This window comes from Pseudoalteromonas sp. MB41, assembly GCF_020966275.1.
GTDB classification, from domain to species: Bacteria; Pseudomonadota; Gammaproteobacteria; order Enterobacterales; family Alteromonadaceae; genus Pseudoalteromonas; species Pseudoalteromonas lipolytica.
Genome location: NZ_JAJJZF010000011.1, coordinates 91983 through 105580, shown reverse-complemented (window position 1 = coordinate 105580; position 13598 = coordinate 91983). Strand labels below are relative to the sequence as shown.

The 13598-nt window shown below is 41.1% G+C and carries 10 protein-coding genes; 7 read left to right on the top strand and 3 right to left on the bottom strand.

The features are described from left to right. The first annotated feature begins 76 nt into the window (after window positions 1-76). The 3 genes from LPA49_RS12425 (at window position 77) to LPA49_RS12415 (ending at window position 2615) form a co-directional block, all read left to right on the top strand. Entirely contained in the window at window positions 77-1543 is a 1467-nt protein-coding gene (locus LPA49_RS12425) for a methyl-accepting chemotaxis protein (RefSeq protein WP_182396487.1), read from the top strand. Then, complete coding sequence (locus tag LPA49_RS12420; protein WP_230236649.1) at window positions 1527-2063, top strand: DUF6436 domain-containing protein; 537 nt, start codon at window positions 1527-1529, stop codon at window positions 2061-2063. Before LPA49_RS12425 ends, LPA49_RS12420 begins: the two co-directional genes overlap by 17 nt. A 147-nt stretch (window positions 2064-2210) precedes the next feature. Next, the gene (locus LPA49_RS12415; protein WP_230236648.1) at window positions 2211-2615 is read left to right on the top strand and encodes a hypothetical protein; all 405 of its coding nucleotides are present in this window, start codon (window positions 2211-2213) and stop codon (window positions 2613-2615) included. Window positions 2616-3057: 442 nt separating this feature from the next. On the opposite strand, the gene LPA49_RS12410 is transcribed toward LPA49_RS12415, so the two are convergent. The 3 genes from LPA49_RS12410 to LPA49_RS12400 form a co-directional block, all read right to left on the bottom strand. Continuing rightward, window positions 3058-3246 carry a hypothetical protein gene (locus LPA49_RS12410; RefSeq protein ID WP_230236646.1) on the bottom strand — a complete coding sequence of 63 codons (189 nt, stop codon included), beginning with the start codon at window positions 3244-3246 and terminating at the stop codon, window positions 3058-3060. A gap of 502 nt (window positions 3247-3748) precedes the next feature. Further along, window positions 3749-4045 (bottom strand): hypothetical protein, encoded by a 297-nt coding sequence (locus LPA49_RS12405; protein ID WP_230236644.1) that lies wholly within the window; start codon window positions 4043-4045, stop codon window positions 3749-3751. A 307-nt stretch (window positions 4046-4352) separates the two neighbouring features. Then, complete coding sequence (locus LPA49_RS12400; RefSeq protein WP_230236642.1) at window positions 4353-6629, bottom strand: CHRD domain-containing protein; 2277 nt, start codon at window positions 6627-6629, stop codon at window positions 4353-4355. Between the two features lie 459 nt (window positions 6630-7088). Here LPA49_RS12400 and LPA49_RS12395 point away from each other — a divergent pair, with 459 nt between their 5' ends. The 4 genes from LPA49_RS12395 (at window position 7089) to LPA49_RS12380 (ending at window position 13558) form a co-directional block, all read left to right on the top strand. Next, complete coding sequence (locus tag LPA49_RS12395; RefSeq protein ID WP_036972167.1) at window positions 7089-7283, top strand: (2Fe-2S)-binding protein; 195 nt, start codon at window positions 7089-7091, stop codon at window positions 7281-7283. 322 nt (window positions 7284-7605) lie between these two features. Then, window positions 7606-9147, top strand: a complete 1542-nt coding sequence (locus LPA49_RS12390) for a phospholipase D family protein (protein ID WP_230236640.1) — start codon at window positions 7606-7608, stop codon at window positions 9145-9147. A 242-nt stretch (window positions 9148-9389) separates the two neighbouring features. Beyond that, on the top strand, window positions 9390-11645 hold the full coding sequence (locus LPA49_RS12385; protein ID WP_230236638.1) for an acyl-CoA dehydrogenase: 2256 nt from the start codon (window positions 9390-9392) through the stop codon (window positions 11643-11645). Window positions 11646-12046: 401 nt separating this feature from the next. Further along, window positions 12047-13558 (top strand): Fic family protein, encoded by a 1512-nt coding sequence (locus LPA49_RS12380; RefSeq protein WP_230236635.1) that lies wholly within the window; start codon window positions 12047-12049, stop codon window positions 13556-13558. Window positions 13559-13598 lie beyond the last annotated feature (40 nt).

Sequence of the window (13598 nt, the reverse complement as noted above, 5' to 3'; positions counted from 1 at the left end):
CTATGTTGCAGGTTTCTTCGTAAGACGGAGTCTGCGTTTTATTTAGTGAATTAGTTTAATTTTTAAGGCTTTAGTTATGACCAGTGTTAGTCGCCTTTTTACCTATTTGTTCATCCTATTATTTTTAGAGTCATTAATTTTAGGGGTTGTGTTTTCTACTTTGCTATCTGGTGTGCTCACTGGCCTTATCTTGCTTTCACTGCCTTTATGGATGTTACACAAACATCCCGACAGCGCATTAACAGCGCACATAGTGGCTGCGGGTTGTATGATGTTTTCATTTTTACATATTCAACAAAGCTTTGGTCTCATAGAAGTTCATTTTGAAATTTTTATATTGATGGCTGTTCTTATCATGTTTGTTGAGTGGCGCGTGTTTATAACCGCTTTAGCGTTTGTAGCTGTTCATCATTTGAGCTTTTATTATTTGCAAATAAATGATGCGGGCGTTTATGTATTCGACCCAGACAGGCTATTTTTTAGCACCGTACTTATCCACGCAGCCTACGCTATTGTTGAAGCAATTGTAGCGGGTTACATAGCCAAAACGTTACAACGAGAACGCAGCGCTGGCTTATCGTTAAGTAACACAACCGAACAAATCATGGCGAACGAAAATAGCATTAACATCGGCTTAAGAGCGGATGAAAGGCACAGTGAAGCTGTGGCAGGTTTTAATAGACTCTTAGGGTTTTTTTCGCGTGTTGTTGGCGATGTTAAAAGCCAAAGTAGTGTATTAAAAGATCAATCTAATCAACTTGTAAAAGTACATGATGAGTTGCATGAGCTTGCAACAAAGCGTGAGCGACTCTCTTTAGATATTGCTGAGTCTGGCGAGCGAGTAGCAGAGGGGTTTTCGCAGGTTGAACATGAAAGTACAGAACTGCAAACACAGTTTAAACACTTACATTTAAGTGCAAAAGAAGCGTTAAATGAAGTTGCTAATACCGACAGTAAAACTGCTGAGCTCGCAAATAATTTGCACCAAGCCGATAAAAATATTTCTCAATTAGTCAGTGCTTGTAGCCATATATCTGACTTATTAAATGAAATTTCATCAATAGCAGAGCAGACAAATTTACTGGCACTTAATGCCGCAATTGAAGCTGCGCGGGCAGGTGAACAAGGAAGAGGCTTTGCCGTTGTTGCAGATGAAGTCAGAAATCTTGCCACACGGAGTAAAAATACCACAGATAAAATAACTCAAACTCTAGAAAGCCTGTTGCAAAACAGTGCCTCTTCTACGGATTCAATGCAAGGCAGTGTTGCACTTATAGAACAATTGACCGCAATTAGTTCGCAAATGAAACAACAGATTAGTGTTATGACAGAGCAAGTAAGCTTAGCTGCTACGAGCTCAGAATCAGTTGCTCATGTAGTACAAAGCCAAGCGGCAAACACGCGTGCAATTGCAGAAAACTCTCAAACATTGATTGAAAACCAAGCCAATGACAATGAAATGATTGAAAAATTAACTGAACGCGTACAGTTAATTGACGTGAGTATCGATGTATTGGAGCAAGGTATTGCCAAATTTAAATAATGCCAATTTAGGGATTGCAATTGCAGCGATAGGGTGGGTATTCGCGGTGGTATTCGCTTTGTACCTTGCTTATCAACAACAAGCACAGGTTTTTGATCCTGATAACAAAATGGCTCAAACTGATTGGTTGCAATCTTTTCACGCTACGATGGGTATAAAATCAAAGGGTATCGAGTTAACCTATGCCGATACACTTTATATTGTTGATGAGGACAGCTGTGTATGTTCAACCCGTTCACAGCCTCATATTCAGAGCTTGTCAGAATATGCTCTAAATAATGGCATTCATGTTGTTAATTTAACGCCTACCCCAGCCCTTGCCAGACTCTTACCAGCACAACCTGCAGCTATCCTAGTATCAAAAGAGCAACAGCTTGTTTACGCCGGCCCATTATCAAAAGGTTTAGCATGCTCAAGCCAAAACGGCTTTGTGGAGCTAGTAATTGCAAACTTACGCGCAGGATTTAATAGTCGTTTTATTAACTCTGATGCCAAAGGCTGTTATTGCCAGATTAGTTGAGATAATGTCCTATAGTGAGTAATACTAAGACAGTATTGAGCTAATTTATATGCAGGCACGATACTATGATCCAGTTATGGGCGTTTCTACTCGAATGATCCTGTTGGATATACTTCGGCCAATCCTGTTATGTAATTTAACCGCTACATGTATGTTAATAATAACCCTTACAAATATACTGACCCTGATGGCGAATTTTTGTGGGGAGCTGTTATAGGTGCAGGTGTCGAGTTAATTGCTCAGGTAGCGACTGGTCAAGATATAAATGTTACTGATATTGCTATAGCTGGAGCAGTAGGTGCCGTAACTGGCGGTTTTGCAGGTAGAGCAGCAACACAAGCTGTTAAAGGAGCTATAACTGGGTCTAAAGCTGTAGCTCGAACAACCGCTGTAAGTGGCGCTGCAAATGGTGTTGGTTCAGTTACTTCTGATATTGCGAATGGCAAAGAGGTAAATCTAACTAAAGCAGCGACAAGCACTGTAGCTGGCGGTTTCGTAGGTGCTAAGGGGGCAAATTCGATAACGAATAAGCTTGATAACTTATCAAATTAAGGTGGAATTAGCTCCCAGATATCAAATACAACTAGAAGTAGTTATGTTGGTTCTAATGTTAGTGAACAGCTAACCTCTGGCGGCGCAACAGCAGCATCTGCTGTAACCGATGCAGCTCTTTCTGTAGTCAATAAAGAAATAAATGAGTAAGACTAGATGACATTTTTTACATACTATAAAGGACAGTTGCTATTTCATCTTATTTTGGGTGGGTTAGCAGGATTGGTTATAGGCTTTTTCTACAGCCCATTACGCGGTTTATTTTTTTAGTGGCTTACAATGTGCTTATGGCACTCGTAGCAGCAAACACATACCGGATCTATAAAAAAAGATACGATGGCTAATTTTTAATCCAAAGCCTCGCACTCGCTTACTTAAGCTGCGGGGCTTTGTTTTTTCTGGCTAAGTGGCTTGGGGTTGTTTTCAAGACAGGCTGAGCTACTCAATGAAAAAATCCGTTTGGTGCCAAATTCAATTGGGTGATCTGCTCAGGCGAAAAGCCGTGGCGAAGGAGTTCGAAGTCTTTTAATTGCACCTGTGCAACATCACCACTGCCGATCACATTATAGAAACTGCCACTTGCTGTAATGATTAATCTTTTGTTAGGGAAAATCTTTTCAATCTTTGACAAATTACTTAACTCTTTAATTTATATTAAATTAATTATAAAGATGTACTTTAATTTGATGATTTAGGTTAATGGTCCAAAGTGATTGGAATGAGTTGGTCCAGTAACAGTGGATTCTTGACCTTCTCTGATTAGAATCCTTTCACAAAAAAGCTGTAATCTCCAATTATAGCTGGTAGGTTTGGAGGCCACGTTTCGTTTGATAATGAAAATAATTGGAGTGGTCTTGGCATTAAAATGGGGGGAGGTATTAATATGGGAGTTACTGTGGAGTTACCTCTTTTGGGTGTAGCTTATCAAGAGAGTAATGGTTGGATGTTTACCGGTGAGATGAAATGATAGATTATTTACTTAGTATACTTATGATACTTTCATCGATTTTATTTTTAATTTTAATGGTTTTGTTTATCTTAGCTCCAAAATACGCAAAGAAAGAGCTTTTCACTAGTTATTACAGTGGAACAGGTGCTATTTATCATGGTTTTAAGTTGTTCAGAGTTAAATACTATCGGGAAGATAAAGTTTGGGCTTGTAAAGCCATTAAATACTCATCTTTAGCAGTCGTAGTAATATTTTTACTTATGGTTTTTTTAATTAAATTAAATTGAACTTTTATCAGCAAAGCTATAGGACAGGTTTTGATTATGCTTCGCGAATAATGATTAGCAATTCGGTCATTAGACAAGCCCAAATAACAAATTTGCCCAATTTGGGCTGAAGGGCGCTTTGGTTCTATAAGATTTGTTAGGTTAAACAGTAGTTGGTTATCCTTACAACTTTGAATCCAAATCCTCGCACTCATGGATGACGTGACTCCCAATAGTTGAACTATCCAATTACTGGGGTCTTTTTATGTTTAGATCTAGTACAGAATTAAAATTTTAGTCTTTAACAAAATTTGGGCTCGATTGAACCCAACTTAACCATCTTGCACCTCTGGCCTATGCTGAGTGGCAAAACATTAAATCTGGAGGAGTTCCACAAGATTCTGTACTTAGCGGTAGTGACTCTTCTCTGATTAGAATCCTTTCTCTAAATTCCTTAGCACTTTCTAAAATAAAGGCCAAGTTCTGCTTGGCCTTAATAGTAAGGAATGTAAAGGTAAAGCTTTATTGAATTTGACCTCTTAACTCACCGCTTGGGTTTGCGGGAGTATGCACATTTACATAGTGTCCATCCATGGCGAGTACTGAGAAAATATCAGCATTTATCATCGTGCCAGTGCTGGTCATCCAACGGTTCATATCGCTTTCATCTTGCTCTAGGGCAACAAGAACAGGGCCATTTTCACCTGCAACCCCTGTATGAATATGCGCGGCTGAGGCATCGCTCACACCGGAGGTTAAAACTTGCAGTTCTACGCTGTAATCAGTGGTGTTGACTAATGCATAGCCATCACCAAATGCGTCAGTCGTGACCGCTGGGACTTCTTGGGCTCCACTTAATGGGAAGGTAACAAATACATAGTTATCCGTTAAAATTTGACCACGTAGTTCACCGTTTGGGTGTGCTGGGGTATGAATATTAACGTAATGACCGCCCGACGCGAGAATTGCGAATATATCTGCATTAATCATGGTGTTTTCAGGTGTTTCCCACAGGTTAACGTTATCTGCAGATTGCGCCAGTGCTGCAAGCACCTCACCATTCATGCCAATACGGCCTGTATGAATATGGGCTGCTGTAGCATCGCTCACGCCTTGGGTGAGTGCTCTTAACTCAAGGTGATAGTTATCCATATTGACAAGAGCATAACCGCTGCCCGATGCTGTAGTATCAACAGCGGGCACTTCTTGCATACCGCTTAAAGGAAAGGTCACAAGTTGGTAATTATCGGTTAGGATTTGTCCTCTAATTTCGCCACTTGCATTTGCTGGTGTATGAACATTGACATAGTGACCACCAGACGCAAGCACTGCGAACATATCAGCATTAATCTGGGTGTTTTCAGGTGTCATCCATTTACTTGAATCGGTTGGTGATTGTTCAAGTGCAACAAGTACTTCGCCGTTTGTTCCAATTCGGCCTGTGTGAATGTGAGCACCAGTCGCGTCATCAACACCGGTCGTGTTAACACGCAGCTCTAGATTATAATCATTCATGTTGACGAGTGCATACGCTTCGCCGCTGGCATCGCTGTCAACCGCTGGTACTTCTTGAGCACCATTTAATTTAAAGCTGGTAAATGCATAGTTACTAGTAAGAATTTGACCACGCAATTCGCCACCTGTGTTTGTTGGTGTGTGAACATTCACATAATGGCCGCCTGATGCTAGTACGGTAAAAATATCAGCGTTGATCATGGTGTTGCTGGGTGTCCTCCATACATTTGGATCATCCATTGATTGTTCTAACGCGACTAACACATCGCCATTTTCACCAATTCGACCGGTGTGAATGTGCGCTGCGCTTGCGTCATCTAAACCAGAAGTTACCACCGTGAGTTCCACACTGTAGTCAGTGGTGTCGACGAGGGCATAGCCATCACCTTCTGCTGTGGTGGTCACCATTGGGACTTCTTGAGAGCCGCTTAAATCAAAGGTAGCAACAGCGTAGTTATCTGTTAGTATTTGACCACGAATTTCACCGCCTGCAAATTCAGGTGTGTGTACATTGACATAATGCCCACCATCAAGCAGGACTGCTAACGTGTCACTGTCGATAGTGGTACCTTCTGGTACAACCCAATCAGTCATCACTTCATCGTCTTGTTCTAATGTGACAAACACATCACCATTAGAGCCTAACTTACCAGTGTGAATATGAGCTGCTGTGGCGTCGTCTACACCCATGGTGACTGCTCGCAAGCGTAACTCTGTGCTCGCACTGTCGTACGAGGCGTATCCGTATCCCATGGCATCAGTGTCATTCATAGGTACTTGTTGGCTGCCGTTTAAGGCGAAAGTAATGATACTTGTTGTATCAGGAACGATTTGGGCGCGTAACTCGCCATTTGCAAATTCTTCGGTGTGAACATTGATATACCAATCACCATCCATTAAATCGGCTATTAAAGCTTCGTCGAGGTCAGTAATAGCAACCTCGTACATGCCCTCACTTGTGGATTCAAAAGTGAATGCAACGTCGCCATTAGCACCTAAATCACCGTCATGAATATGAGCAGCACTAAACCCTTCGACTGCACTCGCATCAAGAGTTGCGCGGAACTGCATTAAGCTTTCATCTAGCTCTACGGTTGCTGTTGCTGTCTGCATAGAGGCATTCATAGGAACTTCTTGTTTACCGCTCAGCGTCACGGAATACGTTTTACTGGGGCTAAATTCCTGAACAGGAGGGGGAGTTATAATTTCTACGTTGTTGTCGTCGTTATCATCGCTGCATGCGCTGATGAACAATATACTGCTTAATAAGAGTAAATATCTCATCGTTGTTCCTTATATATTTTTTTATGTTCGGACGTTACGACGTGTCCATTTCAGCTAGGAATACGGCGAGTAAATATAGAAGGATCAAAATAGTACAATAAAGTAAAAATAATAATGCTTTTTACTTAATTTTCATCAATGTCACACACTTACTTTATGAACGACATGCTGGCTTATCTCGGCGGATATAAAATTGTTTGCGTTAATGAACATATTGCTGGCATTGGATGATGAGCGGTACACAAATAATCATCGGCACAACGAACAAAAAAGATAAAAATTTTCATTGTTCAAAGTTGCAGCTAACTTAGTAAAACATAAAGGGAAAATGGCAGCTGCATTTATTTCAATGTGGCTATGGCTAAAATTACAGCAAATATTGCTCATAATACTATTGCGAACTATTACCGTTTAGATTAATATGCATTTATTAAATGTAATTGAGAGTGGTTTGCATTCATGTATATTTGTTTATGCCATGGTGTAACGGATAAAAAAATCGAACAAACGATTGATAACGGCGCAATGACAATGCGTGAGCTATCAAAAGAGTTGCAGGTAGGTAGCCAGTGCGGCAAGTGCTGTGGTTGCTGTAAAAAAATCCTTAATCGTAAACTTATCGAAATCGCTGACATTACAGAGCAAGTCGCTTAATGTACTTGCTCTTCATTTAATTACTTCTTTTCTTTGCTCCTTACCCCTTGATTCCAGTTTTTATTTGCTTTTAAGCCTTTCATTTATTACGTTATATCTAAGTGTTATGTGTGTATCGTACGTGTTATTTGTTCGGTTTGGCGGATAAACCCGATGCGTGCAGCGTTAAAAGTTGCTGCTTGTAGCAGTACGGGCATATGCAATTGCACAATCAGACTAAATAACGAAACGTGTGCTTTGTTACAAACAAGGCTTTTTTGTCTCAAAATACATCATGTAATGTAGCGAACTGGTATCACCTGGTCATCATTGGTAGGGAACCATGATAATAAACTCTTTTAAAGCAACTTTTTGTGCAGTACTTATCTTTACTATAACGGGCTGTGCGCAGCTGCCTTCAAGGGAATCTATTCAACCAAGTTACGCTATTTCTGCTGATACACCGAGTACAATAGGAGAGGCTGTGGGTAGTAATCATCCTGGTTTGTCAGGGTTTTATCCTTTGGTAGATGGTGTCGATGCCTTCGTCGCAAGGCTTGCACTGATTGATTCTGCAGAGCACACCATTGATGTGCAGTATTATTTATACCATAGACAACAAACCACCATTTTATTTACCGCGTTTTTGCTGAAAGCGGCAGAAAGAGGAGTGAGGGTTCGCTTACTGCTTGATGACTTATCGCAAGCCGACAGTGAGCTTGATTTAGCAGCACTGGCTGTTCATCCAAATGTTGAGGTTAGGCTGTTTAACCCGTTCCCAAATCGACGGTTTAGGGCTCTGGGATTTATAACTAACTACAGCCAACTTTCTAGACGCATGCATAACAAGAGCTTTATCGTCGATAACCGTATTTTTATTACGGGGGGGCGCAATATTGGTAATGCTTACTTTTCAGCAGAAGATCATTCTGAATTTATCGATTTAGATGTCATGAGCGTGGGTAATATTGTGCCAGAAGCCTCAGATGCATTTGATTTATATTGGAATCACACACTTTCATACCCTGTTCAAAATTTACATGGTGAGCGTGATGAACAATCACTTATCGAGATAACCAAGACACTAGAAAATTATGTAGCAGACAATCAGCAAAGCAATTATGTTGAACAATTACGTGAAAGTGCCTTTGTAAATCGTTTGCTTAACGATGAAATAGAGTTTGACTGGCAGGAGTCGACCTTATTTTACGATCACCCAGATAAAGTAATGAATGATGTCGATGAAAAGTCGGCAAATATGTCGCCTTCATTGTTTAAAAAGATGGGAGAGCCAAAGCGCAAGGCTATTATTGTATCGCCGTATTTTATCCCTCGCGAGCAAGGTACGCAGTTATTAACCAGCTGGGTTAAAAAGGGCGTTGATGTAACTGTGCTGACTAATTCGCTGGCTGCTACGGATGTGTCTGCTGTGCATGCGGGCTATAAAAAATACCGTGCTGATTTAGTGCGTGGCGGTGTTAAATTGTGGGAACTAAAACCAAGTGACTTAGTGGCAATTAAACGAAAAGCAGGCCGAAAGGTTACCGGATCATCACAGGCAAGTCTGCACGCAAAAACGATGACATTTGATGATGAAAAAATATTCGTTGGTACCATGAATCTTGACCCGCGATCACTTGATTTAAATACCGAAATGGGCGTACTAATAGACAGTGAAAAGTTGAGCGGCTTTTTAGCCCACTGGGTTGATAAAAAGATGCCTGAGTATGCGTGGAAAGTTGAGTTAAAAAGCCCAGATGATGACGAACTAATTTGGCTTGATACCATAAGTAATCAGCAATTTGATGAAGAGCCACAAACCTCGTCTTGGCGGCGCTTTCAAGTATGGTTTATCTCTTTATTTCCTATCGAAGACGAGCTTTAACGTTATTTATTCCTAAGCCCAACTTTTTAGTTGGGCTTTTTATTTTCATCCTTTAGGTTTAACTATTTTGATATAAAAAATCGAAATTGAGCGTACACGTGTAAGTTCAATATATTCAAGTGCTTAGCGTGCAAGGAAAAAATAAATATAAAAAAATGTTAAAAAAACTGGTTGGACCAATTGATCTATTGTGCAATTTATGACGTAATGTAGGTATTACTGTCTGGTCGGATGAGTTTATTATGAGCTTACGTACAAAATTAAAAAAAGTATTACCTAGTATTTCAATTACAGAACAAGAAGCGTTAGATGCAGGTGATGTTTGGTTAGAAGGTTCAATCTACCAAGGTAAACCTGACTTCGATGCACTTCGTGATGTCCCCGCTGCAAAGCTGAGCGCCGAAGAGCAAGCGTTTTTAGATGGCCCTGTTAAAGAATTATTATCGATGATTGATGATTCTGAAATCCAAAATGGCGTTCATCTTCCTGACTACATTCTTGATTTCTTGAAAAAAGAGCGTTTTTTCTCGCTTATTATTCCTAAGTCATTCGGTGGTTTAGAGTTCAGCCCTTATGCAAACTCAACAATTGTTGGCACGATTGCAACGAAGAGTTCTGCGGTCGCGGTAACGGTTATGGTGCCTAATTCATTAGGCCCAGGTGAGCTATTACTGCACTTTGGTACTAAAGAGCAACAAGATCATTACTTACCTCGCCTTGCGAATGGTCGTGACATTCCATGCTTTGCGTTAACGAGCCCTGAAGCGGGTTCTGATGCCGGTGGCATTCCAGATATTGGTGTTGTTAAGCGTGGTCAATTTAATGGTGAAGAAGTTTTAGGCTTAGAGATCACATGGGACAAACGTTACATTACGCTTGCACCCATTGCGACTGTATTAGGCTTGGCGTTTAAAGTTGTTGACCCTGATGGTTTACTAGGTGGCAAAGAAAACCTAGGTATTACCTGTGCGCTTATTCCTAAAGATCACCCAGGTGTTGAACTTGGTAATCGTCATGACCCAATGGGCATCCGTTTTTATAACGGGACCACTCGTGGCGAAAAAGTATTCGTGCCAATGGATTTCATCATTGGTGGTCAAAAGAACATTGGTCGTGGTTGGCAGATGCTGGTGAGCTGTTTAGGTGCTGGCCGTGGTATTTCGCTTCCAGCGCTAGGTGTTAGCTCGTCACAAGTGGCATTTAAAGGGGCTTCTGAATACGCTGCTGTTCGTGAACAGTTTGGTTTAGCGATTGGTCAATTTGAAGGTATCCAAGAGAAACTAGCTGATATTGCAGGTAAAACATACCTACAAGAAGCTATGCGCGTACTAACAACCGAAGGTTTAGGCATGGGCTTAAAACCATCGGTTGTGACTGCAATTGCAAAGTACCACATGACTGAAATTGGCCGTGATGTGCTCGATTCAGCAATGGATATTCAAGCTGGTAAAGCGATTCAAAATGGTCCGCAAAATACATTAGCCAGTGGCTATGTTGCTCAACCGATTGCTATTACGGTTGAAGGTGCGAACATTCTTACCCGTAACCTAATGATTTTTGGACAAGGTGTAATGCGTTGTCACCCATATCTGCAATCTATGGTTGAGTCTATTCATAGTGAAGACAAAAACGCAGATAAAGAATTTAACCGTATTTTACGTAAAACAGTGGGCTACAGTGTCGCGAACAGCTTACGTGCATTCCGCTTAGGTGTATTACCATTTACAGCAGGTGCTAAGTCGTCGTTACCAGAAGTTCGTGATTACGAAAAAGCGGCACAAAAGCTGTCGGCTAAGTTAGCTGTTTATGCTGATTTCTCGTTACTTGTGTTAGGTGGCAAGCTTAAACAAGCAGAAATGCTATCTGCACGCTTAGGTGATGTAATGAGTTTCTTATACGCTGCCATGGCATCAATTAAGTATTACGAGCAAAAAGTAGCAAGCAGTGAACGCGAGCAAGCTGCGCCGTATTTCCACTATGCAACACGCTTTGCACTTCAAAGTGCTGAAGAAGCACTGCACAAGTTCTTAGATAACTTCCCTGCAAGTGGTACGCGTAAGTTCATGCGTTTCATCACCATGAATTATTCGATGAAAATGCCGAAAATTAGCGATGATCTAATTCGTGAGCTAGCAACACAAGCACAAATGGATACTGCGTTTAAGGCACAAATCACGCACTTAGTAACGCCAATTGAAGGTGATGGTCATTACATCAATGAGCAGGCTTACAAAGCGAAAATGGCGTGTCTTGAACTACTTGCAAAAGTGAAGAAAGCATTGCGTGCTAAAACAATTAAACCGGGCGTTCGTTTTGCAGAAACACTTGATAACGCACTTGTTGCTAACGTGATTAGTGAGCAAGAATATGCGCAATTAATCGATTACAACAAGAAACGCGAAAAAGCTATTCGCGTTGACGAGTTCGATTTTGATATGAACTTGCTAGACGATAATGCAAAGCCAGTTAACCCACTTAAAAGTGTGGTAAACGAGTAAGTCATTCAACAATGCAAGTCCTCAGCAGTTCTAGGACTTTATCTTTAAAAACCCGTGTTTAACACGGGTTTTTTATTGCCTAAAAATAGACCGTAATTAAGCGAATGGAATAATTCAACATAGCCATGGTACAAAATGTACAACAGACCTGCATTATGAACCCCAAGCAGATATACTTTGGATTAGATGAATATTTTCAGTTGCATCACTCTTAAGTAATTACGATTGTGGAAAAAAGACATCAACCCGTGATGTGTTGTGTTTATCTTCATTACTAGCTTTACCTAGAAACATTAAAACCTATAAATGATATGACATTAAAACCTATAAATGATATAACTCTAAAACCTAGCGGTGAAGTTAATAACGGGTAAGTATCGTAAGTAATGGTTGGAGCGAACATGAATGACATATCACAAAAACTGGCAGCTTCGCTTGAGCAATTACAACAGCTTCAGGAGTCAGGAGTTGTAGCCATTCAGTCAAAGCAACTTAGTCGAGTGCATCGAGAGCGGCTCTTGAAGCATGGGTTTATTCGTGAAGTTATTCGAGGCTGGTACATACCGGCTATGCCAGATGAAAAGCCGGGCGACAGTACATCTTGGTATACTTCTTTCTGGGATTTTTGCGGTGCATATTTGTCACAGCGGTTCTCCAAATCATGGTGTCTTTCACCTGAGCAATCACTTAGTCTGCATATCGGCGATAGAACCGTGCCTCAGCAATTGCTCGTTCGCTCCCCCAAAGGCAACAATAAACCCACCGCTTTTTTACACAATACCTCTATTTTCGATGTTAGGTTAAATTTACCTGATGTTGAGTATATTAAAAACGTAGCAGGACTAAACGTATACAGCTTGGCTTCAGCACTGGTTTATTGCTCGGCTAACCAATTTAAAAATGCACCCATCTTAATGCGTACAGCCTTATCAATGGTGACAGATGCATCAGACGTATTGTCTGTTTTACTTGCCGGTAATCACAGCGTGATTGCAGGCAGATTAGTGGGGGCTTTTAGAAATATTGGCCGCGACCTAATTGCTGACAATATCTTAAAAGGTATGCAGGCAGCCGATTTGAAAGTGCAAGAAGAAGACCCATTCGCCGAGAATTTACAGGTGAGTTTTGGTCGTCGTGATGTATCGCCCTATGTTAATCGCATGCGGTTAATGTGGGCGCAAATGCGTGAAAGTGTTATTGCGCACTTCCCTGAACAACCACACCAAACCATCGACATCGAAACCTACATGGCAGAAGTAGAAGACAAGTACGTTACCGACGCCTACCACTCACTGTCTATTGAAGGCTATCGAGTGACTCGTGAACTAATTGAACTTGTTCGTTCAGGTAACTGGCAAATTGATGGTTCAGACGAGAGTAAAAAGCACCTAGATACCATGGCTGCTAAAGGTTACTGGGATGCGTTCCAAGAAGTTAAAAAAGCCGTTTTAGCAGTATTAGAAGGTAAGAACTCTGGTGACGTATTGGAACAGACGCACAGTGATTGTTACCTTGCCTTATTTGGCCCAAGTGTTGCGGCTGGTATTATTAAACAATCGGACTTAGCTGGTTACCGAACAGGGCCTGTTTATATTCGCCAGTCTATGCATACTCCCCCTAATCGAGATGCGGTACGCGACATGATGCCGACATTTTTCGATTTACTCGCAGAGGAGGGTAATGCAGCAGTCAGAGTGGTACTGGGGCACTTCATTTTCGTTTACATCCACCCTTACTTTGATGGTAACGGCAGAATGGGCAGGTTCATTATGAATTTAATGATGGCCTCTGGCGGTTACCCATGGACTGTTGTACCTATGGAGCGACGAGACGAGTATATGCAAGTATTAGAAGCTGCTAGCGTTGGTGAAGATATTGTACCATTTACAAAATTTTTAGCCTCGTTATTATAAGTTTCTTAAGTACATTAAAGGTCAGATGTTTTCCACTCTT

What these genes read in the sequence shown, in the direction of transcription:
- LPA49_RS12405 (WP_230236644.1), bottom strand. Translation starts at nt 4,045, where the DNA reads ATGAGTGCGAGGATTTGGATTCAAAGTTGTAAGGATAACCAACTACTG.
- LPA49_RS12390 (WP_230236640.1), top strand. Translation starts at nt 7,606, where the DNA reads ATGATAATAAACTCTTTTAAAGCAACTTTTTGTGCAGTACTTATCTTT.
- LPA49_RS12415 (WP_230236648.1), top strand. Translation starts at nt 2,211, where the DNA reads ATGTATGTTAATAATAACCCTTACAAATATACTGACCCTGATGGCGAA.
- LPA49_RS12395 (WP_036972167.1), top strand. Translation starts at nt 7,089, where the DNA reads ATGTATATTTGTTTATGCCATGGTGTAACGGATAAAAAAATCGAACAA.
- LPA49_RS12400 (WP_230236642.1), bottom strand. Translation starts at nt 6,629, where the DNA reads ATGAGATATTTACTCTTATTAAGCAGTATATTGTTCATCAGCGCATGC.
- LPA49_RS12425 (WP_182396487.1), top strand. Translation starts at nt 77, where the DNA reads ATGACCAGTGTTAGTCGCCTTTTTACCTATTTGTTCATCCTATTATTT.
- LPA49_RS12380 (WP_230236635.1), top strand. Translation starts at nt 12,047, where the DNA reads ATGAATGACATATCACAAAAACTGGCAGCTTCGCTTGAGCAATTACAA.
- LPA49_RS12385 (WP_230236638.1), top strand. Translation starts at nt 9,390, where the DNA reads ATGAGCTTACGTACAAAATTAAAAAAAGTATTACCTAGTATTTCAATT.